This window comes from Mariprofundus sp. KV, from assembly GCF_013387475.1.
Classification (GTDB): domain Bacteria; phylum Pseudomonadota; class Zetaproteobacteria; order Mariprofundales; family Mariprofundaceae; genus Mariprofundus.
Window position 1 is genome coordinate 70,740 of sequence record NZ_VWNB01000012.1, and the last position, 21,622, is coordinate 92,361.

The 21,622-nt window shown below is 52.6% G+C and carries 26 protein-coding genes; 21 read left to right on the forward strand and 5 right to left on the reverse strand.

Features of this window, described 5'->3' with window-relative positions; genetic code table 11:
• Positions 1-55: 55 nt before the first annotated feature.
• Positions 56-391: a hypothetical protein gene (locus F3F93_RS10545; RefSeq protein ID WP_176959149.1), complete on the reverse strand. Its 336-nt coding sequence runs from the start codon at positions 389-391 to the stop codon at positions 56-58.
• 142 nt (positions 392-533) lie between these two features.
• Here F3F93_RS10545 and queG point away from each other — a divergent pair, with 142 nt between their 5' ends.
• From queG to thiD, 4 genes are read left to right on the forward strand one after another with little or no spacing between them, the layout of a single operon-like run.
• Positions 534-1,706, forward strand: a complete 1,173-nt coding sequence (gene queG / locus F3F93_RS10550) for a tRNA epoxyqueuosine(34) reductase QueG (RefSeq protein ID WP_176959150.1) — start codon at positions 534-536, stop codon at positions 1,704-1,706.
• Positions 1,703-2,362 carry an HAD-IA family hydrolase gene (locus F3F93_RS10555; RefSeq protein WP_176959151.1) on the forward strand — a complete coding sequence of 220 codons (660 nt, stop codon included), beginning with the start codon at positions 1,703-1,705 and terminating at the stop codon, positions 2,360-2,362. The genes queG and F3F93_RS10555 overlap by 4 nt, the downstream gene beginning before the upstream one ends.
• Positions 2,355-2,990 carry a thiamine phosphate synthase gene (gene thiE, locus F3F93_RS10560; RefSeq protein WP_176959152.1) on the forward strand — a complete coding sequence of 212 codons (636 nt, stop codon included), beginning with the start codon at positions 2,355-2,357 and terminating at the stop codon, positions 2,988-2,990. Before F3F93_RS10555 ends, thiE begins: the two co-directional genes overlap by 8 nt.
• Positions 2,987-3,745: a bifunctional hydroxymethylpyrimidine kinase/phosphomethylpyrimidine kinase gene (thiD, locus tag F3F93_RS10565; protein ID WP_241697099.1), complete on the forward strand. Its 759-nt coding sequence runs from the start codon at positions 2,987-2,989 to the stop codon at positions 3,743-3,745. Before thiE ends, thiD begins: the two co-directional genes overlap by 4 nt.
• 2 nt (positions 3,746-3,747) lie before the next feature.
• Here the strand turns inward: thiD and F3F93_RS10570 are convergent, their stop codons facing one another.
• Positions 3,748-3,999 (reverse strand): hypothetical protein, encoded by a 252-nt coding sequence (locus F3F93_RS10570; protein ID WP_176959153.1) that lies wholly within the window; start codon positions 3,997-3,999, stop codon positions 3,748-3,750.
• A gap of 207 nt (positions 4,000-4,206) precedes the next feature.
• On the opposite strand from F3F93_RS10570, the gene F3F93_RS10575 reads away from it, so the two are divergent.
• From F3F93_RS10575 to F3F93_RS10605, 7 genes are all read left to right on the forward strand, one after another.
• Positions 4,207-4,800, forward strand: coding sequence for a glutathione S-transferase N-terminal domain-containing protein (locus F3F93_RS10575; RefSeq protein WP_176959154.1), 594 nt, complete (start codon positions 4,207-4,209; stop codon positions 4,798-4,800).
• A gap of 229 nt (positions 4,801-5,029) precedes the next feature.
• Entirely contained in the window at positions 5,030-5,665 is a 636-nt protein-coding gene (locus F3F93_RS10580) for a thermostable hemolysin (RefSeq protein ID WP_176959155.1), read from the forward strand.
• Positions 5,662-7,161 carry an AMP-binding protein gene (locus F3F93_RS10585; protein ID WP_176959156.1) on the forward strand — a complete coding sequence of 500 codons (1,500 nt, stop codon included), beginning with the start codon at positions 5,662-5,664 and terminating at the stop codon, positions 7,159-7,161. The genes F3F93_RS10580 and F3F93_RS10585 overlap by 4 nt, the downstream gene beginning before the upstream one ends.
• Complete coding sequence (locus F3F93_RS10590; protein WP_176959157.1) at positions 7,162-7,827, forward strand: iron-containing redox enzyme family protein; 666 nt, start codon at positions 7,162-7,164, stop codon at positions 7,825-7,827.
• On the forward strand, positions 7,827-8,618 hold the full coding sequence (locus F3F93_RS10595) for an SDR family oxidoreductase (RefSeq protein WP_176959158.1): 792 nt from the start codon (positions 7,827-7,829) through the stop codon (positions 8,616-8,618). The genes F3F93_RS10590 and F3F93_RS10595 overlap by 1 nt, the downstream gene beginning before the upstream one ends.
• A gap of 3 nt (positions 8,619-8,621) precedes the next feature.
• A complete protein-coding gene (locus tag F3F93_RS10600; protein WP_176959159.1) occupies positions 8,622-9,299 on the forward strand; it encodes a hypothetical protein in 678 nt (225 codons plus the stop codon).
• A 170-nt stretch (positions 9,300-9,469) separates the two neighbouring features.
• The gene (locus tag F3F93_RS10605) at positions 9,470-9,715 is read left to right on the forward strand and encodes an NF038104 family lipoprotein (RefSeq protein WP_176959160.1); all 246 of its coding nucleotides are present in this window, start codon (positions 9,470-9,472) and stop codon (positions 9,713-9,715) included.
• Between the two features lie 6 nt (positions 9,716-9,721).
• Here the strand turns inward: F3F93_RS10605 and F3F93_RS10610 are convergent, their stop codons facing one another.
• Both F3F93_RS10610 and F3F93_RS10615 read right to left on the reverse strand, forming a co-directional pair.
• Positions 9,722-9,979, reverse strand: a complete 258-nt coding sequence (locus F3F93_RS10610; protein ID WP_176959184.1) for a GIY-YIG nuclease family protein — start codon at positions 9,977-9,979, stop codon at positions 9,722-9,724.
• Between the two features lies 1 nt (position 9,980).
• On the reverse strand, positions 9,981-11,852 hold the full coding sequence (locus F3F93_RS10615) for an ATP-binding cassette domain-containing protein (RefSeq protein ID WP_176959161.1): 1,872 nt from the start codon (positions 11,850-11,852) through the stop codon (positions 9,981-9,983).
• Between the two features lie 86 nt (positions 11,853-11,938).
• Here F3F93_RS10615 and F3F93_RS10620 point away from each other — a divergent pair, with 86 nt between their 5' ends.
• Both F3F93_RS10620 and F3F93_RS10625 read left to right on the forward strand, forming a co-directional pair.
• Positions 11,939-12,358 carry a secondary thiamine-phosphate synthase enzyme YjbQ gene (locus F3F93_RS10620; RefSeq protein WP_176959162.1) on the forward strand — a complete coding sequence of 140 codons (420 nt, stop codon included), beginning with the start codon at positions 11,939-11,941 and terminating at the stop codon, positions 12,356-12,358.
• A 597-nt stretch (positions 12,359-12,955) separates the two neighbouring features.
• Positions 12,956-13,687, forward strand: coding sequence for an endonuclease (locus F3F93_RS10625; RefSeq protein WP_206675427.1), 732 nt, complete (start codon positions 12,956-12,958; stop codon positions 13,685-13,687).
• A gap of 70 nt (positions 13,688-13,757) precedes the next feature.
• Here the strand turns inward: F3F93_RS10625 and F3F93_RS10630 are convergent, their stop codons facing one another.
• On the reverse strand, positions 13,758-14,489 hold the full coding sequence (locus F3F93_RS10630; protein WP_176959163.1) for a hypothetical protein: 732 nt from the start codon (positions 14,487-14,489) through the stop codon (positions 13,758-13,760).
• 263 nt (positions 14,490-14,752) lie between these two features.
• On the opposite strand from F3F93_RS10630, the gene F3F93_RS10635 reads away from it, so the two are divergent.
• From F3F93_RS10635 to era, 8 genes are all read left to right on the forward strand, one after another.
• The gene (locus tag F3F93_RS10635) at positions 14,753-15,814 is read left to right on the forward strand and encodes a hypothetical protein (RefSeq protein ID WP_176959164.1); all 1,062 of its coding nucleotides are present in this window, start codon (positions 14,753-14,755) and stop codon (positions 15,812-15,814) included.
• A gap of 63 nt (positions 15,815-15,877) precedes the next feature.
• Complete coding sequence (locus tag F3F93_RS10640) at positions 15,878-16,519, forward strand: hypothetical protein (RefSeq protein ID WP_241697100.1); 642 nt, start codon at positions 15,878-15,880, stop codon at positions 16,517-16,519.
• Entirely contained in the window at positions 16,516-16,770 is a 255-nt protein-coding gene (locus F3F93_RS10645) for a hypothetical protein (RefSeq protein ID WP_176959165.1), read from the forward strand. The genes F3F93_RS10640 and F3F93_RS10645 overlap by 4 nt, the downstream gene beginning before the upstream one ends.
• A gap of 87 nt (positions 16,771-16,857) precedes the next feature.
• Positions 16,858-18,672, forward strand: a complete 1,815-nt coding sequence (lepA, locus tag F3F93_RS10650; protein ID WP_176959186.1) for a translation elongation factor 4 — start codon at positions 16,858-16,860, stop codon at positions 18,670-18,672.
• Entirely contained in the window at positions 18,672-19,346 is a 675-nt protein-coding gene (gene lepB, locus F3F93_RS10655) for a signal peptidase I (protein WP_176959166.1), read from the forward strand. The genes lepA and lepB overlap by 1 nt, the downstream gene beginning before the upstream one ends.
• Positions 19,347-19,353: 7 nt before the next feature.
• Positions 19,354-19,821 (forward strand): hypothetical protein, encoded by a 468-nt coding sequence (locus tag F3F93_RS10660; protein ID WP_176959167.1) that lies wholly within the window; start codon positions 19,354-19,356, stop codon positions 19,819-19,821.
• Between the two features lie 21 nt (positions 19,822-19,842).
• Complete coding sequence (gene rnc, locus F3F93_RS10665) at positions 19,843-20,538, forward strand: ribonuclease III (RefSeq protein WP_241697101.1); 696 nt, start codon at positions 19,843-19,845, stop codon at positions 20,536-20,538.
• Positions 20,535-21,467, forward strand: coding sequence for a GTPase Era (gene era / locus F3F93_RS10670; protein WP_176959188.1), 933 nt, complete (start codon positions 20,535-20,537; stop codon positions 21,465-21,467). Before rnc ends, era begins: the two co-directional genes overlap by 4 nt.
• The last annotated feature ends 155 nt before the right edge of the window (positions 21,468-21,622 follow it).

Here is a 21,622-nt window from a genome sequence, read left to right on the forward strand (position 1 = left end):
TACGATTATAGTTGAGATTGCATGCTCAGTAAACCGTTGCCATATATGAGAAATATCAGAGCGATCTGTTTTCAGCCCTGTTATTGCGCCAGTTACGGAATGCAGTGATAATCTTTTTCTTGATCACATTGAGCAGGAGTCCGACCGCTGTGCCGTAACCTATAGCCATTATAATGCTGAACACCCCACGTTCGAGTCTGATAACCTCAAGGAAATCGACCACAAACCAGCCAGCGCTATTGCCAACCAGCGCCAGCAGCAGTGGTGTGAGAAGAGTGCCAGCAGTCATGTAGGCATAGAATTTAATCTGAGCATACTCAAAGCTCATGGAGAGAAGCAGCAGTGCCAGAATAGTGGCTGTTGCCAGATTAACTGCAGCGATAATATCCATGTATCCCTCTCTTCGTAATGATTGGAGCGATTTATGACAAGTGATGGTTAAGCCTGGATGAAAGCATGGTTAGCCCATTGCCTGTTAGCAGTGACCGAGACAATGTTATGCGGCTGGTGTGCAGCTGTGTCAGAGTGTGGCCATGAGTGGCGATGGCTTGAAGATGATGATCAGGGAGAGGGCGCAGGCGTTCGGTTTTACGCTCTGTCATGTGACACGCCCTGAAATTGACCAGCAGCATATTGATGCACTACAGCGCTGGAGTGATGCGGGGCTGCAGGGTGATATGCAGTGGATGGCTGAACCTGTTCGCCTTGAACGGCGCAAAAATCCGGCAACGATGCTCGACGGTGTGAAAAGTGTGATTTCGCTGGCGATGATCTATTCGCCGCCTCAATATACTTTGGCAGAGGCAAACAGCAGTCTCTCATCCGGGGTAATTACGGCCTATGCCCATGGTGATGATTACCATGATGTTATGAAAAAGAAGTTGAAAGCTCTGGCTGCCGAGCTTGATCTTATGCTGGGTAAGTATGATCAGCGGGTATTCGTTGATACTGCTCCGGTGCTTGAACATGCGCTGGCTGAGGGGGCTGGTCTGGGCTGGCAGGGCAAACATACACTTACCATTCACAAGCAGCATGGTTCCTGGTTTCTGCTCGGTGAGATATTCACCACGGCCGAGATTGAACCCGATCAGCGGGCTGAAAATCACTGTGGCAGCTGTTCAGCCTGTATCGATATCTGCCCTACGCAGGCGATTATTGCGCCCTATGTGGTGGATGCACGGCGCTGCATCTCCTACCTGACGATTGAGTTTGATGGTTTTATTCCAACTGAACTGCGCCCCCTGATGGGTAACCGTATCTACGGCTGCGATGATTGCCAATTGGCCTGCCCGTGGAATGGGCATGCGGCAAAAGGTGATGGGATCACTATCGATTACCTTATGCCGAAAGGGGAGAATAATCTTGCCGATCTTGCTAGTCTGCTGCTGCTTGATGAGGAGGGTTTTCGGATTCGCTTCCGCAAATCGCCAATCAAGCGAACAAAACGACGTGGTTTGTTGCGTAATGTCTGTATAGCGATGGGTAATTCCGGTGCTGCTGCATTTGTGCCGGGGCTGTTAAATGTTCTCAATGATCAGGAATCGCTGATCCGCGGCCATGCGGCCTGGGCGCTGGCCCGCTTGTGCGATCAAGAACGTCGTGAGATGGTGTTGAGTGCATTGGTTTTGCAGTTGGCACAGGAGAGTGATCCGGCAGTCATGCAGGAGATGACGTCGGCAATAAAAGATATAAAGGAAGCGTTATGAGTACACCTAAAGCATTTATTTTCGATCTTGACGGTACACTGGTGGATGCACTGCCCGATATTCAGGCCAATGCCAACCGTGCACTGGAGTCGCTCGGTTATGAGCTGCGCTTAAGCCTTGCCGATACCCAGCCACATGTGGGTGGTGGTGCACACAAACTGGCCTCCAATGTTCTCGGACTGCCGATGGAGCATGATGAGACCATGGCTCTCTATCACGCCTTTGCCGATATCTATGAGCAGCATCCTGCCGATTTCGGCAAGCCTTTCCCGGGTGTCATGCATGTGCTGGATACACTCAAAGCCAAAGGTATCCCGGTATCCTGTGTGACGGCTAAACCGGCCAAGGCACGTATCAAGGTGCTCGATCAGATGGGGCTTACCCCTTATCTGACACTGGCACTTTCGCCAGAAGACGGCTTTGCCAAGAAGCCTGCACCGGACATGCTGTTTGAGTGCTGCAAAGCGATGGGTGTTGAGCCGTCTGAAACTGTCATGGTGGGTGATACCCGTTTTGATGTGGAGGCCGGATTTAATGCCGGATGTCAGGCCGTGGCCTTTGCCGAACACGGTTATCAGGATGTGCCAGCCGAGTATGCAGATCGTGTGGTCTCACTGGCTGATTTTACCGACCTTCTGAAACTGCTTGATGCCTGATAAGAAAATTAGCGGCATCTATGGCATTCTGCCTGCCGATATCGACAGCGATGATCTGCTGACCAGGGCTGAGGCTGCCCTGAAGGGTGGCCTCAGAATTTTGCAGTTCAGGGATAAAAAAACAGGCTATAAACGAGCCCTTAAACGTGCGAAAGCGCTGCGCGAATTGACGCACCGTTACGGTGCAAAGTTGATGATCAATGATCTGGTTAATCTGGCCGTTGATGCAGGTGCCGACGGTGTACATCTGGGGCGTGATGATGCACCCAATCTGATCCAGTTAAGGAATCAGGTAGGGGGGGATTTAATTGTCGGCATTACCTGTCGTGCTGATGCTGCTTTTGCCTTGTCTGCCCTGAAAGATGGTGCCGACTATGTCTCTTTCGGTGCTGTCTGGAGCAGTGATACCAAGCCGGAAGTGCCACCACTGGGTCTGCCGAGACTGGTCAAGGCTCGCCAGATGCTTCCCGATGCTACGCTCTGTGCCATTGGTGGTATAACGGCGGATAATGTGGTGCAGGTAAAAGCTGCCGGTGCTGATTGTGCTGCCGTGATTTCAGGTCTGTTTGCAGCAGTTGATATTCAGGCTAAGGCCGCATTGCTGACAGCGTTATGGGAGCAGGCTTGAGTTCATTGGCAGATGCGTCAGTGGCTACTCCGGTCTGTCTGACCATAGGCGGTTCCGACTCCTGTGGCGGGGCAGGAATCCAGGCTGATCTGCGTGTTTTTGAAGCCCTGGGGGTCAAAGGTTGTTCAGCCACCACAGCATTGACTGCACAGAATCCCCATGCCATCACACGTATTGAGCCGGCTTCTTTGGCACAGCTGGATGCCGAGATCCATGCTATCTTTGATTATTATGATGTGGCTGTTGTGAAGACCGGCATGCTGGTCGATGCTGAGCATGTGGCACTGATCTCTGCGCTACTGGATCAGCGCCATAAAGGCCCGTTGATCATTGATCCTGTGATGGTCTCCAGTAGTGGCAAGCCACTGCTTGATGCTGGCGGGGTCGATGCACTGATGCACGCTCTGGTTCCTCAGGCAACATTGATCACCCCGAATCTGAATGAAGCCGCTGTAATACTGGGTGCACCGTTAGGTGATCCTGTTGCTGCTGTGGCTCAACTGCGTGAGAGGTTGGCTTGCGCTGTATTGCTCAAGGGTGGGCACGGCGATGGGGATCAACTACTTGATCTGCTGTGTGATCCGGGTGGAGAGATCAGCCGTTTTGAACATGCAAAACAGGCGTGGGGGGCAGAGCAGTGTCATGGCACCGGCTGCCGGCTGGCCTCGGCAACAGCGGCAATGATAGCCCATGGTAAAGGGGTTCAGCTGTCCGTGAAAGAGGCGATCACTTACCTGCAGTCATCATCCATATAGCGTTACTTATTTATATCTTTTAAGTAGTCACCATACAGCTCTTTAGCACAGTCAGGGCAGATGCCGTGGGTAAACTCAGAATCAGTATGTGTGCAGATATAGGACTCAATCTGGTTCCAGTAGCCTTTATCATCACGGACTTTTTTGCAGGATGAACAGATCGGCAGCAGAGCACTGAGCACCTTGATTTCACTTATGTTCTGTTTGAGTGAATGCAGATAAACCACTCTACGCTTTTCATAGGAATAGAGCATGGCAAGAAATGCAAGAAGGGCTGCGATAATTAAAGAATTATCTATCGGCTACGATCGCAAAAGCATAAATGACACGTTGATGAGAATAAGACATGCCATGTAACTGTTTGTTTTTAAATGAAAAAATAGAAAAAGCTTTATTTTTTCGGCCACGACGCTACACTGCGCAACCAATTTCGCAGGCGTTAAGCCCTGCCGGAGGTTTAGATGATCAAGCTTTATTCCGATGCACACTGCCCGAATTCGCATCGCACACGTATCGTTCTGGCTGAAAAAGAGCTGCCGGTTGATACTCAGGAGCTGGAGTCAGAAAACCTTCCTGCTGATTTTTTGAAGATCAATCCGTATGGCAAGCTGCCTACGGTGATTGACCGCGATATCGTTTTCTTCGAGTCAGCTGTCGTTAACGAATACCTTGATGAGCGCTATCCTCATCCGCCCCTTAAGCCCGGTTCCCCGGCTGAACGCGCCCAGATGCGACTGGCTGTATTGCAGCTGGAGCGTGAGCTCTATGTGCTCTATGACGACTGTCAGAATGGTCGCAAGAAGAAGGATGCAGTGAAGAAGATGGAGGCCTATTTTGACTCCCTCAATGCCTACCTCGGCCGCACTGAGTATTTCATCGGTGAGCAGTACACGCTGGCTGATGTGACACTGGCTCCGATTTTGTGGCGTCTGCCTTCGATCGGTCTGGATACCGCCAAATGGGGTAATCTTGAAGGTTATATGGATCGTCTGTTTGAACGCTCGGCATTTGAACGCTCACTCTCAGAGCATGAGCAGATGCTTCGCGAGTACTAAGGATACGCGGATACGCTGACTCATTCAGCAAAGAAGGCAGACTTAGGCTGCTTTTTACCTTTGCGAAGTGAAAAGCTGCAAGGTGTTGGTTTTCCAGCATTTGCTATGGCTAAACGAGTAACATCAGGCAGAAAACTCAGTCTGAGAGCGGGTGATTGTGATAGAAATCATTTTATCTTGCTGAGCAATTGATAACTTGTGCGCATGGCGAGCAAAGGAGTCTTCATAGGTGTTTGAAGTGCTTTACAGGGATCATCCCGATTATGGGGTGGCCAGTGAATTTGTTCGCGAGAACTTCAGGTGTACCTATGGTGCGAATGTGCACAGCTTTATGCCTAACTTTATCCGTGTTAAAGATCGTCATGGCGCAACCAAAGCGGTTGTGGGTTACCGTGATGCAGCGGCTGAGCCGCTCTATCTTGAGAAGTATATGGATGAACCGATTGAAGTGGCGATCTCCCGTTATATGGCCATCCCTGTTCAGCGCAGTGAAATAGTTGAAGTGGGCAATCTGGCTGAAGCCAACCCCGGCGATGCCCGCATGGCGATTATCGGCGCCACCTCATTTTTTCATGCTGCCGGTTTCCGCTGGGTGGTGTTTACCGGTGTAACCCGCCTGCGCAATGCATTTTCCCGACTGGGACTCTCGCCCAAACAGCTTCTTGAGGCCGATCCCAGGCGTCTGCCTGAAGATGAGGTGAAGCAGTGGGGAAGCTATTACGATAAAGGTGATCCGGTGATCTGCTTTGGCGCCATTCAGGATGGGCATGATAACCTGCAGGAGCTATGGGCTGCTCTGCGTGATACCTGGGCAGCAGCCGAGGAAGAGGGTGAAAAGCTGGCCGGGATCAAAAAGCAGGTATGAGCCAGGTTCTTGCAGCGATCAGCCATTTTGCGACCCGGACTCCGGATCGGGTGGCGATTGAGAGTGGTTTTCCCTGTGAAACAGTAACCTATGCTGCCCTCTCTGCTGAGATATCCGCCATGGCGGAGATGCTGAGCAGGCACGATGTTAGCGCAGTGGCACTGGCTGCTGATAATGGTGCCGCATGGGCAGTGACAGATCTGGCCTGCCTTGCTGCAGGCCTGCCTGTAGTGCCTGTGCCTCACTTCTTCTCACCAGCCCAGATCGGCCATCTTTTTCACACAGCCGGTCTTAATGGCATTATTACCGATAATCCGGAGCGGGTTCGCGCCATTTGTGAGCAGATGAAGGTCGGTTTTATCAAACCGACAGCCTTCACTGCAGGGCCTCATCAACTGTATCTTTTCCTGCTTACCATATCGAAAGTGAAGCTGCCGAACGATTGTGCCAAAGTGACTTTCACCTCCGGTTCCACGGGTGAGCCGAAAGGGGTGGTGCTCAGTCAGCAGGTGATGGAACAGGTAGCACGATCTCTGGCTGACGTGACCGGCGCTTGTGCTTCTGACCGCCATCTCTCCCTGCTGCCTTACGCTACCCTGCTGGAGAATATCGGCGGGCTCTATGCGCCGCTTCTGGTCGGTGCCACGGTCTGTGCGCCGGGATTTGAAGCGGTTGGTTTAAGTGGTGCTTCGGGGCTGGATGTGCGTCGTTTCATCGGCATGCTGGGGGCCTCAAGGGCAACCACCTGTATTATGATTCCGCAGATGCTGCATGCGCTGGTGGCAGCAGTTGAGGCGGGAGCGCCAAAACCTGAAGCACTGCGTTATGTGGCTGTGGGCGGTGCGGCAGTTTCAACGCATCTGCTGGAGCGGGCGGCTAACCTCGGGTTGCCGGTATTTGAGGGTTATGGCCTCTCTGAGGCGGCCAGTGTTGTAGCGGTGAATTACAAGGGTGAAAACAGGCCCGGCAGTGTCGGCAAGTTGTTGCCGCATGCGCAGATCTCCTTCGCCGATGATGGTGAGATTCTTGTCAGTGGAGCCCTGTTTTCAGGATATCTCGGCGACTCCTCTTTTGCCGGAGGGTTTTGGCCAACCGGAGATATCGGATATCTCGATAGTGATGGTTTTCTCTATCTTACCGGACGCAAAAAACATATTTTTATTACTGCTTTCGGACGTAATGTTTCGCCAGAGTGGGTTGAGCGCGAACTCTCAATAGAGCCTGCCGTTGCACAGTGCTGTCTGTTCGGTGAGGCGCGGCCATTTAATGTTGCAGTCATCGTGCCGCGCCAGGGTGTCGATCAGTCGCATATTGAGATGGCGGTGCAGGCTGCCAATGCACGGCTTCCCGATTATGCCCGCATTTCAGCGTGGCAGATGGCAGAGCGCCCGTTTAGCATAGCTGACGGGCTCTGGACCGGAACAGGAAGAGTCCGTCGCAAACAGGTGTATACATATTATAAAGAGGCTATAGAAGCTCTCTATGAGGAGTCCTGAATGGATTTTTATGATCAGCTGCTTGCGCAGACGGAGAGTGAACGAAACGATCTGCTCTCGATTCCCTTTATTCAGATGGGGGCGGCCGGAAAACTGAGCCTGAAAAGTTATATCGCTTTTCTGACTCAGGCCTATCACCATGTTAAACATACCACGCCACTGTTGATGGCGACCGGTGGCCGCCTGCCGGGAAGCCTGGAGTGGCTGCGTGAGGCAGTGGGTGAATATATTGAAGAGGAGATGGGGCATCAGGAGTGGATACTTAACGATATTCAGGCCTGTGGCGGCGATAAAGAGGCTGTGCGTCATGGTGTACCACACCCCTCGACTGAGTTGATGGTGGCCTACGCTTATGACACGGTTTATCGCAATAATCCGGTCGGTTTCTTCGGCATGGTGCTGGTGCTTGAAGGCACAAGTGTATCACTGGCCACACATGCGGCCGGTAATATCGAGAAGAGTCTCGGGCTGCCGAAACAGGCATTCTCCTATCTCAATTCGCACGGCTCTCTTGATGTCAGCCATGTCGATTTTTATGAGAAGCTGATGAATCGTCTGGATTCAGAGCAGGATCGGGCTGCTGTGATTCATGCTGCCAGGATGTTCTACAAGCTCTATGGTGATATCTTTCGTGCTCTGCCAATGATTACTCTGGAGGAGAGCTAATGGATATCAGTGATAAACGGGTTGTTCTGACTGGTGCTGCCGGAGGCATGGGCTCAATTCTGGCTGCTGAGCTGGCCAGACGGGGTGCCAAACTTGCATTGGTGGATGCCAATGGTCAGGCGCTTGAGAAGGTCGCAGCTTCTCTGGTTGATGCGCATAGCGTGACCGGTGATCTCTCATCCGCTTCAGGATGTCAGAGCGTAGCCAGGCAGTGCAGCGAACTGCTCGGCGGTATTGATCTGCTGATCAATCTGGCGGGTGTGAACAGTTTTGCCGCTTTTGAGGATGAGAGTGCAGAGAAGATTGAGTTGATGATGCATGTTAATCTGTTGGCTCCGATGTGGCTTTGCCGAGCATTTCTCCCCACCATGCTGGATCAGAGTAGTGCGCGTATTGTTAATGTCGGTTCGATCTTCGGCTCCATCGGGTTTGCCTATTTCACCACCTATTCGGCGACCAAGTTCGGCTTGCGTGGTTTTTCAGAAGCGCTGCGCCGAGAGCTCGCAGATTCCGGTGTGGGCGTGACCTATGTGGCACCACGGGCTGTGAAAACAGCCATGAACAGCGATGCTGTGAACCGCATGGGTGCAGCAACAGGCATGAATATGGATGAGCCGCAGGCCGTAGTTGAAAAGATTATTGCAGCCATTGAGAGTGATCGCAAAGATGTTTATCTCGGTTTTCCGGAGTCGCTGTTTGTGCGTATTAACGCGATTCTGCCAAGAATTGTTGATGGCTCGGTTGCCGCTAAAAATCGTATTGCACGTCAATTTGCCAAAGGAGAGAAGTAAGATATGAAAATGAAACGTCTTTTTTCGACAGTTGTGGTGGCGCTGTCACTTTCACTGATGTCCGTCACGTCAACGTTGGCGGATGAGATCGACGAAGCGGTGCGCGGTCTGCAGGCTGAGTGGGGCATTGCCAACTACAAAACCTCGGATGAGAACAAAGAGGCGGCATTCAAGGCGCTGGTTGATAAGGCTGAAGCACTCAGTGGTAAGCATGCTGCACGTGCTGAACCTAAAATATGGGAGGCGATCATTCGCGCCGGTTATGCCGGTGCAATGGGTGGTGTCTCTTCGATGTTTAATGCTATGCCGCAGATGGAGAAGGGGAGGGATCTGCTGCTGGCCGCAGAGAAGATTGATGCCAATGCGATGAATGGTTCTGTTTATACAACCCTGGGTAGCTTCTACTACATGGTGCCGGGTGGCTTTATCGGATTTGGTGATAATGACAAGGCGGAGGCCTATCTGGCCAAAGCACTGGAGATGGCACCTGACGATATGGATGCCAACTACTTTAATGGTGACTACTGGCTGGAGCGCAAGAAGTATAAGAAGGCGATTCCCTACCTGGAGAAGGTGCTGGCGCTGCCTGATGTGGCAGAGCGGCCTATCTATTCAGAGGGGCGTAAAGCTGAGGCGGCAGCCAAGCTGGCCATTGCCAAAAAGAAGGCACCACCGTTTTAAGCTTTGCACTGGTAATCAGAACGGGCGGCTCTGGCTGCCCGTTTCTGTTTTTACCGGTTGGATTCTTTCAACGTCCGGATCTTGAGCAGGGACGAGGCTTTTGACGTGTTGCAGGACACAGAAATATGTAAGATGCTGCACAAGTGTGCCAATCAGCTACCGAGGTGATCATGTTTAAATCTATTTTTGTAATTATCGCACTGTTTGGCCTTTCAGGTTGCGTGGTAGGAACTGTCGTGGGAACTGCTGTTGATGTTGCCGTTGAGGTGGTCAAGGTGCCATTTAAAGTCGGTGGTGCAGTGGTTGATGCGGTCAGTGATGATGAGGAAGAGTCCTCTGATGAAAAACACTATGACGAAGAGCCAGAGGATGAACCTCAGGCAGAAGATGGGCAGTACGAGGGTGATGAGTACTGAGCAGGGCTAAGTCATAGCCCCCCGCTGAATCAGCGCCTCTTTTTCACTCCTGCGTAATTTTTTAACCCTGATCTCCATCTTCAGGGCATCTGATCGATCGCCGATCAGCGCTGTAAAGACCAGCTCTAACGGCCCTTTGCCGCGCAGGAATTTTGCCCCCTTGCCCTGCTGATGTTCAGCAAAGCGGCGATCGACATCGGTGGTGATGCCGGTATAGAGCTGGCCGCTGTTGCAGCGGATCAGATAGAGAGACCATTGTTCAATGTTATCCGGCACTTTCCAGCGCCTCTCCGGCTTCCATCCACGCCTCTTCGGTCTCTGCTAACTTCTGTTTCAGGTTGCGGTGTTCAATGGTCAGTGTTTTGAGCCTGTCAGCCTGATTGCTCTCATAGAGCGCAGGATCGGCAAGTTCACTCTCCAGCTCCTGGCTACGTTGATGCAGTTGATCAAGCTCACTTTCGAGTTTTTTCACCCGGTTACGCAGCGGCTGCAGTGCTTTGCGCTGTTCCGCCTTAGCGCGCCGGTCATCCTTGCGTGAGGGTTGCGTTGATACCTTCTCCTCTTCATCGCGCAGCTCCAGTAGCCATTTGGAGTAGTCATCCAGATCACCGTTGAACGGGGTTACTGTGCCATTGGAGACCAGCATCAGAGCGTCACAGACCGTGCGCAGCAGATGACGGTCATGCGAGACCAGGATCATCGCCCCTTCAAAGCTCTGCAGCGCCATATTCAGGGCGTGGCGCATCTCCAGGTCGAGATGGTTGGTTGGCTCATCCAGCAGCAGCAGGTTGGGCTGCTGATAAACAAGCAGAGCCAGTACCAGACGTGCCTTTTCGCCACCTGAGAAGGGGCCGACTGGGGCAAGTGCCATATCCCCCTGAAAGTCGAAGCCGCCGAGAAAGCGGCGCGCCTCTTTCTCCGGCAGTCGCTCCTCCAGCAGGCGCAGGTGTTGAACCGGTGATAGCTCATCATGCAGCTGCTCCAGCTGATGCTGGGCGAAATAACCGATAGAGAGATCCTTGGCACGTTCACATTTACCTTTTTGTGCTTCCAGTTCACCGGCCAGCAGTTTGATCAGTGTTGATTTGCCTTCGCCATTGGGGCCGAGCAGACCGATACGCTCGCCCGGCAACAGCGAGAAGGAGAGATCGGAGAGAATGGTTGTTTCTCCGTATCCTGCGTCAGTTTTGTGCAACCGCAGTAGCGGATTGGGAATGCCGCCGGGGTGGCTGAATTCAAACGAGAAGGGGGAATCAACATGGGCCGGTGCAATCAGCTGCATGCGCTCCAGTGCCTTGATGCGACTCTGTGCCTGCGTTGCCTTGGTGTTCTTGGCCTTAAAGCGGGTGATGAAACTCATCATGTGATGAATCTGTTTCTGCTGCTTCTCATGGCTGGCCTGCTGCAGTGCCAGTTTCTCTGCTCTGATGCGCTCAAATGCGCTGTAGTTGCCTGAGTAGAGGGTAAGAGTCTCATGCTCAATATGGGCTACTTTATTGACGCAGCGATCAAGAAAATCGCGATCGTGCGAGATCAGCAGCATCGCTCCGCGATAGCTGTTCAACCACTTCTCCAGCCATACCACAGCCTCCAGATCGAGATGGTTGGTTGGCTCATCGAGCAGTAGAAGATCAGAACGGCACATCAGTGCATGGGCAAGATTCAGGCGCATGCGCCAGCCACCGGAGAAGTCGGCCACGGCCTTCTCTTCTGTACCTGCTTTAAAGCCTAAGCCGTGCATCAATCGTGCCGCACGCGCATGGGCCGAATATGCGTCGATGGCTGCCAGCTTCTCATGCAGTTCAGCCACCCTGATGCCGTCGCCAGCGCCCTCTGCCTCATGCAGTCGGGCCTGTAGCCGGGTTAGCTCCGTATCGCCCTGCATCACGTACTGGATGGCCGCTATGGGGAGAGCGGGGGTCTCCTGCTCCACCTGAGCAATGGCGATATTTTTATCCATGCGGAAGTTGCCGCTATCCTCTTCCAGCTTCCCCTGTACCAGTGCAAACAGCGATGACTTGCCACAACCGTTGGCACCGGTAATGCCCACCCTGTCACCAAGGTGAATAGAGAAACTCATATCGCCAAACAGCTGTTTGCTGCCGCGTCGCAGGGATACCTTATCAAAATAGAGCATGCGGCATTTTAGGATGGAATCACAAAACTGCACCCATGCATTTTTATGCAGGTTTGGCAGAGTTGCATTTAATGAAGGAGGCTCTCATGTGGAAGCAGAAAACAGTTCGATTGCAGGCTAAATCCAGAGGATTTCATCTGGTGACCCGTGAGGTGTTGGAGCAGCTGCCGGAACTGCGGGAGTTCAGGGTGGGATTGGCACATCTGTTTATTCAGCACACCAGCGCAAGCCTGACCATCAACGAGAATGCCGACCCTGATGTGCGCAGGGATATGGAGGCGCACTTCAACCATTTTGTGCCGGAGAATCAGGACTACTATCAACATACGCTGGAGGGCTCTGATGATATGCCTGCGCATATCAAAGCGAGCACGCTGGGTTCATCAATTTCCATCCCGATCAGCAACGGATCGCTGGCCATGGGTACGTGGCAGGGTATCTATCTGGGAGAGCACCGTGATCATGGAGGGGCTCGTCGGATCATTGTTACACTGCATGGTGAGTGAGCCTGAGTGCTCTTTTTTGCATCTGATCGAGGTTGGGACAGAGCAGGGCGGAGCACTATCACTGCGGGTTCTCACGGTTCATCAGCAACCTTAAATTTCCGAAGTCGTTGCAATCAAAGGGGTTGCGACATCTCTCCACAGCGCCTGTGGATAACTCAGTGGATGAAATATCTCAAATCGTTATTTGCCATGTTGCTGTTGCACACGGGCTGCTGCTGCCCAATAAATAGGCCTTCCTATAAATACTTGTAAAACAATAACTTGTAATTGCTATGCTAATGTAAGTTTTAACCTATGGCTGTAACCTTTATAAGTGGATTGTAAGCTGGCTCGATCAGTGGATAAAGGGCAGATGCATAGGTATTTTTCCTACCAATACAGGGCTTTAGCTCCTGTTTTTCAGCTCTTCATGGCATGGGGCAGCAGTAGCTGACAGGTGTTTTTCATCACAGTAAAGATGACGCACGTGACTAATATCGGCTAAGCTTTGCCAGGGTTATAAACGCCTCTGGTTTAGACCTATTCAGAACACAGGAAGTGCCGCAAATGCGTAACAGGGACGTTACCTTTTTAAAGAGATTTTTTATTCTTATCGCCGTGATCGGGCTTATGCCGGCTGTTGCTATGGCTTCCGGCAATGAATCGGGCAACAGCTTCAGCAAGGCAAAAAAAGAGCTGGCCAGGGTGTATGACGATCATCGCATCACCTTCTATGCCGGATGTGAGTATGGAAAAAAAGGGCACGTGAACGGCAAGTCATGCGGTTACACGCCGCGCAAGAATGAGAAGCGCGGGCGCAAGATCGAGTGGGAGCATGTCGTGCCTGCGTGGGCGTTCGGACATGCTCTGCAGTGCTGGCAGAATTCGGTCTGTTCAAATGCAAAGGGGAAGCCCTACAAGGGTCGCAAATGTTGCGGAAAAACAGATGCGAAATTCCAGGCGATGGAGTCGGATATGCATAACCTTGTGCCTGCAATCGGAGAGCTTAATGGCGACCGATCCAACTTCCGTTATGGTATGATCTCCGGTGAGAGCCGTGTCTATGGCCGTGTTGATTTCGAAGTCGATTTCAAACAGAAGGTGGCGGAGCCTGCCGATGCGGTTCGTGGTGATATTGCCCGCACCTATTTCTATATGGAGAAGACCTACGGCCTGAAGATAGGCAAAAAGGAACGCCGACTGTTTGAGATCTGGGATCGACAGGATCCGGTGGATGGCTGGGAGTTAGAGCGCAGTCGCCGGATTGCCGCCATTCAGGGCAACAGTAATCCGTTTGTTGATTCAAACCCTGTCAGTGCAGCGCTAGAGGCTGCTCGTAAAAGCCTGTGACGCCAGCGTGGCGAGGTCACCTGACATGGGCTGATCTCGCCTGTGTGCTGAGTTGTAATCCTTCCCTTTCTTACTCAGCCATGATGATATCATCGATTTTACGCTGAATGGAGCGGGGGTTTATCCCCTCCTGCATCAGCTTCTTGCGCATCTGCACCAGTGAATCGATTGCCGCACTCTTCTCTTCGGGGCTCATGCGTACAGATGTAGAGCGTGCCAGTTGACTGGCTCCTAAGGCAGTGGTGCAGAGGTTATGATAGGCGTCCAGATCCATCAGGGCCTGTTTCAGTGAGTAGTGGTTGATACTGGCTTCCATACGCTCATCGAGCGTGCTTCGCGCCTTATTGCGGTTGCGTTTGATGGTCTCAACAATGGCATTTGCCAGCGCTTTGGCCGGAGGCTCAGCGTTGCCCTGCACAAACTGGCTCTCTTTTGTGTTGCCGGTATCAAACTGACGTTTGGCAATAGCCGCTTCGAGTTTTTCACCAAGGGGGCCGGGGGCTCTGTTATCGATCTTCCAGTTTTCAATGTCGTCTGCAATGATGCCGAGCTCTTTTTCACAGGCACTGTCAGACTCTGCAATCATCTGACGGACCAGTTCATTGCGAGCTGCGACCCTGTCATTGGCCCGATCCACGGCCTGAAGTTGTCGATCCATTGCAGTTAATTTATCGCTTTTCCCTGTGCTCGAGAAGAGTTTGGCTCTGCCCTCTTCATAGATCGCCTCCAGATTGCTGCAGCCTGAGAGGGAGATCAGCAGTAGCGAGAGTAGAATCAGCGGTTTTGAACATGAGAAGTGCATGGCGTGCTCCGGTAACTGGGTATTCAGATAGATAAAGCAACGATGAGGCCAAGATGAGAAGGCTGGCCTTATTGCCTGTCAATGGGCGCGATAACATTGCTGCTGTTGCTCAAATCAGACAGCAGGTACTACTCTGAACCGGACGTTTGAACGTTGATTGCAGGCACAAATTTCCCGATGACAGGAAAAGTTTTCTTATCCTGTTACTATCTGTCGGCGCGGATAATGTTCAGCGCAGTCGATGATCGTTACACTGTCCGGCTATGAATATTGCCGTTTATATTTCAGGGCATGGATTCGGGCATCTGGCGCAGATGGCGCCGGTGCTCAATCAGATGCATCAGATCAGACCGGAGTGCCGATTTCTGATTCGCTGCGCTCTGCCGCAAGCGGAGTTAAGGGCGCGCCTGAATTTCGATTTTGAAGTTGATGATGAGCCGGTTGATATCGGGGTGATTCAGAAAAGCGCCATTGAAGAGGATCGGGAAGGTTCCATTGCACTGATGCGGCACTGGACAGCGACGATGGCGGATCGCATTGAGCGTGAAACAGCAGTGCTGAGGCGCTTCAAGCCAGCAGTTGTAATATCCAATATCTCACCGCTGGCCTTTCCTGCAGCCAGGGCTCTGGGCGTTCCCGGTATTGGTCTGGCGACGCTGGATTGGTTTACCATCTACTCGCACTGGCTGAATGCAGATGATCCGGTTATCACAGTTTTGAAAAAGGCGTATGAAATGTGTGATCTGCTGCTTACGCCACCGATGGCTATGGATATGCAGGTCTTTCCCCGGCGCCAGACTATTCCATTGATTGCCGCCCATCCGGCTTGCGGGAGAGTGCCTCCGTTTACGCGAACCAGAAAACATGTCGCGCTGGTGATCTTTGGTGGTTCGAATCAACCCGCGTTTGATATCCAGGCGCTTGCCGCGATGGGCGGGTGGCAATTCCTGATCCCGTCTGCCCCTGATGGGGCACCGGAGAATGTTACCGCGATAAGCTTTGCTCCCGGCAGCATGGCGGTGGATCTCATGCCGTTCATTGATCTGGTGGTCTGTAAACCCGGTTACGGCATCCTTGCCGAATGCTGGCGAACAGGAACGCCTGTGGCCTGGGTGGAGCGCCCTGATTTCCCTGAGTTCCCGATGTTAAAAGGATGGCTTGGGGATGTTTTTCCAAGTTGTGGCATGAGTCGGCGCGACTTTGGCAGGGGGACGTGGCTACCCGCGCTGAATGGCGCCCTTGCTTCACAGCGCAAATTTCCTGAACTGCAAGAGGATGGGGCGTGCGTTGCTGCGAACAGAGTTCTCTCCTGTCTTAAGGGGTAAAACCAGCATGCCGGTGCAAAGTTTACATCTGTCAGGCTCCGTTTTATCGGCTACAATTAGCTTATGAGAGAACATCACACTACGCATAATCCAAACGTTATGGATCTTTTTGTCGTGGCCGCGACCTGTATGGCTGTGCTGTTTCTCGCCTTTCCTCTCTATGCCGATGGGCAGTCGTGCAGTAAAGCGGAGCGAGCCAGTGGCCAGCCTGCCAAAGTAGAGACGTCTGTAGAGGCAGCAAACAAAGAGGGGAGTGAGCTACCTGTTAAAGCACTTGAGAGTAAGCCGGTTATCAAACGAGAGAAGCGTGAGGCTCCTGTAAAGGCTGTGGCTTCTGAGGCTCTCCCGCGACAGGAGAAGGGCTCCAAACAGTCTGAAGCTGCGAAGGCCGATGCAGATGATGCACATGCAGTTCAACAGATATCCGTTGATATCGAGGGTTTGAAAACGCGCTTGCAAGAGACCGATGCTATCGGTGTGTTTACCAAGCTGGCTATCCGCAGCGATATTCTGGATCTGGTGGCTGAGATTAATCGTCATCGCAAAAAGAACAGGCTTGAGCAGAAAATTACCGAGATGCGAGCCAGCTTTGATGGTCTGCTGCTGAAGATGGTTGCGCTGCTAGAGAGGGATCCGGATCTCTCCCGCGATCTCTATGTGAGTCGCGAATCGATCTGGAAAAGTTTGCTGGAGGTGAAGGTATGAAACGATTTTTGATGGTTCTGCTGGCAGTGATGTTCATGGTTCCGGCAGCACATGCTGTGACCAAAGCCGAAGATATTGCTACCACGATTATGCTGCGTGGTTACGCATGCCCGGGTAGAACAGTGAGCAATATCAGTGAACGCGAGGATGCCAGAGGCAATAAAACCATACAGGCGACCTGTGCCGATGGGGCCCGTTATCAGATCAATGTGTCGGCCGATGGCAGGGTAACTGTTCAGCGTTTGAATTAATTATTCGTCAGGCTGGCTACAGAAACGTGTCATAACCTTATGGCGCAAGGCGTGGCGCATCGCTACACTGCCGCCCCAATGAGCACAATGAAGAAAACCCACATCCGAAACTTTTCTATTATCGCCCATATCGACCATGGCAAGTCTACGCTTGCCGATCGCCTGATTGAGATCACCGGTACACTTACCGAGCGAGAGATGAAGACCAAACAGGTTCTCGACTCTATGGAGCTGGAGCAGGAGCGCGGCATTACCATCAAGGCGCAGACTGCAACCTTGAACTATCAGGCCAAAAACGGCGAAATTTATCAGCTGAATCTGATCGATACGCCCGGCCATGTGGATTTCACCTATGAGGTATCCCGCTCCCTGCAGGCCTGTGAAGGGGCATTGCTGATTGTTGATGCGGCGCAGGGCGTTGAAGCGCAGACACTGGCCAATGTCTATCTGGCGATGGAGAACAACCTCGAAATTATTCCTGTGATCAACAAGATCGATCTGCCGAGTGCGGATATTGAGGAGGCCAAGCGTCAGATTGAGGATATCATCGGTCTTGATGCCTCCTACGCTATCCCGATCTCTGCCAAAACCGGCATCGGCATTATCGATGTGCTGGAAGCGGTGGTGGAGCATGTGCCTCCGCCGGAAGACCATGATGACAAACCCCTGCGTGCGCTGGTGGTGGACTCCTGGTTTGACTCCTATGTGGGGGCCGTGGCACTGATCCGTGTTTTTGAGGGCACCGTGAAGAAGGGCGACAGGTTCCGCCTGATGTCGATGCCGACAGCCTCCTCCTATGAGGTGCAGGATGTCGGTTACTTTGTGCCCAAACCATTCTCTACACCGCAGCTCTCATCAGGTGCGGTGGGCTTCCTCATTGGCGGCATCAAAACGCTGGCTGACCTGAAGGTGGGCGATACGGTTACCACACTGAAAAATGGTGCTACCGAGCCGCTGCCGGGTTACCGCGAGCCCAAGCCGATGGTTTTCTCCGGCCTCTATCCGGTCGATTCTGCCGATTACAACGATCTTCGTGATTCGCTGGAAAAACTGAATATGAATGATCCCGCCTTTACCTTTGAGCCGGAGACCTCCTCGGCACTGGGTCTTGGTTTTCGCTGTGGGTTTCTCGGCATGCTGCATATGGAGATTGTGCAGGAGCGACTGGAGCGGGAGTATGATCTTGATCTGATCACCACAGCTCCGAGTGTGGTGTATCGCATCTACAAATCCGATGGCACGATGATTGAGATCTCCAACCCGAGTGAGTTTCCCGAGCCGCAGGAGATCGACCGCATTGAAGAGCCGACGGTACTGGCCAACATCTTTATGCCGGAAGAGTTTGTCGGCACCATGATCAAGCTCTGCCAGGATCGACGTGGCATGCAGCAGGATATGAAATTTATCGGTCAGGGGCGCGTGATGCTCACCTACAGCCTGCCACTGGCAGAGATGGTGATCGATTTTTACGACAAGCTGAAATCGGTATCACGCGGTTATGCATCGATGGATTATGAGCTCTCCGAGTTCACGGCCAGTGATGTGGTCAAGCTTGATGTGCTGGTGCACGCTGAACCTGTAGATGCACTCTCCCTGATTGTACATCGCTCCATTGCCGAGTCGCGTGGTCGTGATCTGGTGAAGAAACTGCGCGAGTTGATCCCACGTCATCAGTTTGATGTTCCCTTGCAGGCTGCAATCGGTAGCCGTATCTTGGCCCGTGAGACAGTTAAAGGTGTGCGTAAGAATGTGACGGCCAAATGTTACGGCGGCGATATCTCGCGCAAACGCAAGCTGCTGGAGAAGCAGAAGGCGGGTAAGAAGCGGATGAAGTCGATCGGCAGTGTGAATGTGCCGCAGGAAGCGTTCCTGGCTGTGCTCAAGCTGGGGGATGGCAAGTGATGAGTAGTGCGACAGAGAAACCGGTTTGGCGGGAGTGGATTGAGAGTCTGCTGATCATCGCTGTGCTGGCGATTACCATTCGCAGCTTTGTGGTTGCGCCGTTTAAAATCCCCTCCACCAGCATGGTGCCAACCCTGGAGATTGGTGATTATCTGTTTGTCTTGCGTTATCCCTATGGCTTCCGTATCCCTTTGACCGATATCCAGATTCTCTCCAAAGAGGCCAATCGCGGTGATGTGGCGGTGTTCGTCTATCCTGAGGATAAGAGCAAGGATTATATCAAACGTATCGTCGGTATTCCCGGTGATGTGGTGACCTATCGCGATAACAAACTCTCGGTGAACGGCAAAGAGATGCCGCTGGTGGAGAAGGGTAAACGCGCCTATTACATGGCCGATGGTACAGCAGATGTCTCCGGTGTCTTTGAAGAGAATCTCTCCGGCGTTAAACATCAGGTGCTGCGCAAAGAGTACTCCATTCGTGATGGAGAGTGGACCGTACCGGCAGGTCACTACTTTGCAGTCGGTGATAACCGCAACAACTCCCGCGACTCCCGTTTCTGGGGCTTTGTGCCGCAGTCCTACATGGTGGGGCGTGCCGCGATCATCTGGTGGTCGTGGGACGGTTTCAAAAATGAAGTCCGCTGGGATCGTTTAGGTCTTGTTCTTGAATAAACGCCTGTTGTCTGCTTCATCCCTCTCTGCCGCGGGGGCAAACGAGCGCGGCTTCTCCATGACTAAAACACTCTTCTGGCTGATGCTGGTGGGCTTTGCCCTATGGTATGGTGCGCTTGTCGGGCAGGCTCACTACACCAACTGGAAGGTACAGGACCTCTTTGACAGCCTGCCTGAGAAGATGGGTGACGCCAGCGAGGCGGCTATTCGCGCCCGCCTGCCACAGCTGTTTAATGTAATGTATCTCTCGCCATCTGATCTGCCACCTGAATTTCAGGATAATCTGGTGATTCGCCGCGAAGGTTCGATGCTGGAGGTATCCTCCAGTTACACGGTGGTGATCTGGCCGCTTGGTCCGGTTCAGGCTGTGGATGAAGAGGGCAGCTATGATCCTGAGCAGCTGGAGGGGATGGATATTGTGCGTGATAAGCTGCGCACCGATATCGAGTTTGCACCCTATGCGATCTCCAAGTGACGTTGCGACGTTATACTGAGCATGGGTGATTTGTCGGCTTCTGGCACCTCTAAGCAGGCACTGCAGGAGCGAATCCACTACAGTTTCAGTGATCAGGCACTGCTTACGCGTGCTCTGACACACCGCTCCGCTTCGCTTACTATGCAGGGTAAACATATGGAGCGCCTTGAATTCCTCGGTGATGCGGTGTTGGGTCTGGTGATCTCTGAAATCCTGCACGGCCGCTTTCCCGACAGCCCTGAGGGAGAGCTCTCTCGCATGCGTTCGGCGCTGGTGAGAAAAGAGGGGCTGCTTAAGGTAGCCAAAGCCTGGCAGCTTATTCCGCATCTGATTGTCGGCGATAGCGAGCGTACAAAGCGGGGCATTAAATCACCCTCAATTGCTGCCAATGCTGTTGAGGCGCTGATCGGTGCAGTTTTCGAAGATGGCGGCTGGGAGTCGGCGCGCAAGGTTGTACAGACAGCGTGGGCATCCATGCTGATTGATATTGACCGGGTGGATACCCGTGATGCCAAGTCGCGTCTGCAGGAGTTGACTCAGGCCAATGGCTGGGGATTGCCGGTGTATGAACTGGTTGATCACGGTGTAGGCATCTCGCCGCGTTTTGAGGCGCGCTGCAGTGTGCAGGAGAAGGCGGCAGGCAGAGGGTTTGGTGAGCGCAAGAAACAGGCAGAGATTGAAGCTGCGGAGCAGGCATGGAGAGAGTTGAAGAGATGAGTGATAGCGAAATAGATAGCGACAATAACAGCGACTTTCACTGCGGCACCGTTGCGCTTTTAGGGCGCCCCAATGTAGGTAAATCGACACTGATGAATAAAATTATCGGTGCCAAGGTAGCGATTGTAACACCCAAACCACAGACCACGCGCCACCGTATCCTCGGTATTCTCTCCGATGATGAGCGCCAGATTATCTTTGTCGACACACCGGGTATTCATCAGGGCAGCAAACAGCTGAATAAGAATATGGTGCGTATCGCGTATGCGGCAGCAGAAGAGGCTGATGTGCTGGCGATCATGCAGGATGCCAGTGTTCCGCTGGATGCTCAGACACGTATGCTGATTGAGCGTTTTGCCGATGGCCGCTTAACGCAGCCACGCATTCATATTTTGAACAAGGTGGATAAAGCCAACAAGGATAGATTGCTGCCGCGTCTGATGGAGATGCAGCGCCTTGATCCGGGTGCGATGGCCTATGTGCCGGTCTCCGCCAAAAAAGGCTCCCAGATCGACGGCCTGATCAAGGAGATCACCAAATATCTGCCGCAGCAGCCACCGATTCATGATCCGGAGTGGTTTACCGATCAGAGCCAGCGTCAGCTGGCTGCCGAATATGTGCGCGAGCAGGTCTTCCTCTCCATGCATCAGGAGATTCCATTCCAGACAGCCGTGGATATCGAACGCTTTGAAGAGCATGGCGATATGGTTGAAATTGATGCCGTGATTCTGGTCGGTTCTGAACGCCACAAACCGATGCTGATCGGCAAGGGCGGCGACCGCATGAAAACGGTTGGCACCCGCGCACGTCAGGGCCTTGAAGAGATCCTCGGCTGCAAAGTCCGCCTTAACCTCTGGGCCAAGGTGGATGAAGACTGGTTCAATCATCCCGGCAAACTGATCGATCTCGGTTTGGGAACTGATAACTAGTCCGCTTTTTTGAATTTTAGTCGTTCTATCGCACAAATTAGATGGATGTTTCATGAAATGGAATCCAGTCGGATGCAGGATGCAAGCATTTGGCTATTTTGCTAGTTTAAATCAATCTGCGGTGAATCGGTTAATCAATGAGAGGGATAATATGC

What these genes read in the sequence shown, in the direction of transcription:
- F3F93_RS10545 (WP_176959149.1), bottom strand. Translation starts at nt 391, where the DNA reads ATGGATATTATCGCTGCAGTTAATCTGGCAACAGCCACTATTCTGGCA.
- queG (WP_176959150.1), top strand. Translation starts at nt 534, where the DNA reads ATGAGTGGCGATGGCTTGAAGATGATGATCAGGGAGAGGGCGCAGGCG.
- F3F93_RS10555 (WP_176959151.1), top strand. Translation starts at nt 1,703, where the DNA reads ATGAGTACACCTAAAGCATTTATTTTCGATCTTGACGGTACACTGGTG.
- thiE (WP_176959152.1), top strand. Translation starts at nt 2,355, where the DNA reads ATGCCTGATAAGAAAATTAGCGGCATCTATGGCATTCTGCCTGCCGAT.
- F3F93_RS10570 (WP_176959153.1), bottom strand. Translation starts at nt 3,999, where the DNA reads ATGCTCTATTCCTATGAAAAGCGTAGAGTGGTTTATCTGCATTCACTC.
- F3F93_RS10575 (WP_176959154.1), top strand. Translation starts at nt 4,207, where the DNA reads ATGATCAAGCTTTATTCCGATGCACACTGCCCGAATTCGCATCGCACA.
- F3F93_RS10585 (WP_176959156.1), top strand. Translation starts at nt 5,662, where the DNA reads ATGAGCCAGGTTCTTGCAGCGATCAGCCATTTTGCGACCCGGACTCCG.
- F3F93_RS10590 (WP_176959157.1), top strand. Translation starts at nt 7,162, where the DNA reads ATGGATTTTTATGATCAGCTGCTTGCGCAGACGGAGAGTGAACGAAAC.
- F3F93_RS10595 (WP_176959158.1), top strand. Translation starts at nt 7,827, where the DNA reads ATGGATATCAGTGATAAACGGGTTGTTCTGACTGGTGCTGCCGGAGGC.
- F3F93_RS10600 (WP_176959159.1), top strand. Translation starts at nt 8,622, where the DNA reads ATGAAAATGAAACGTCTTTTTTCGACAGTTGTGGTGGCGCTGTCACTT.
- F3F93_RS10605 (WP_176959160.1), top strand. Translation starts at nt 9,470, where the DNA reads ATGTTTAAATCTATTTTTGTAATTATCGCACTGTTTGGCCTTTCAGGT.
- F3F93_RS10615 (WP_176959161.1), bottom strand. Translation starts at nt 11,852, where the DNA reads ATGCTCTATTTTGATAAGGTATCCCTGCGACGCGGCAGCAAACAGCTG.
- F3F93_RS10620 (WP_176959162.1), top strand. Translation starts at nt 11,939, where the DNA reads ATGTGGAAGCAGAAAACAGTTCGATTGCAGGCTAAATCCAGAGGATTT.
- F3F93_RS10630 (WP_176959163.1), bottom strand. Translation starts at nt 14,489, where the DNA reads ATGCACTTCTCATGTTCAAAACCGCTGATTCTACTCTCGCTACTGCTG.
- F3F93_RS10635 (WP_176959164.1), top strand. Translation starts at nt 14,753, where the DNA reads ATGAATATTGCCGTTTATATTTCAGGGCATGGATTCGGGCATCTGGCG.
- F3F93_RS10640 (WP_241697100.1), top strand. Translation starts at nt 15,878, where the DNA reads ATGAGAGAACATCACACTACGCATAATCCAAACGTTATGGATCTTTTT.
- F3F93_RS10645 (WP_176959165.1), top strand. Translation starts at nt 16,516, where the DNA reads ATGAAACGATTTTTGATGGTTCTGCTGGCAGTGATGTTCATGGTTCCG.
- lepA (WP_176959186.1), top strand. Translation starts at nt 16,858, where the DNA reads ATGAAGAAAACCCACATCCGAAACTTTTCTATTATCGCCCATATCGAC.
- lepB (WP_176959166.1), top strand. Translation starts at nt 18,672, where the DNA reads ATGAGTAGTGCGACAGAGAAACCGGTTTGGCGGGAGTGGATTGAGAGT.
- rnc (WP_241697101.1), top strand. Translation starts at nt 19,843, where the DNA reads ATGGGTGATTTGTCGGCTTCTGGCACCTCTAAGCAGGCACTGCAGGAG.
- era (WP_176959188.1), top strand. Translation starts at nt 20,535, where the DNA reads ATGAGTGATAGCGAAATAGATAGCGACAATAACAGCGACTTTCACTGC.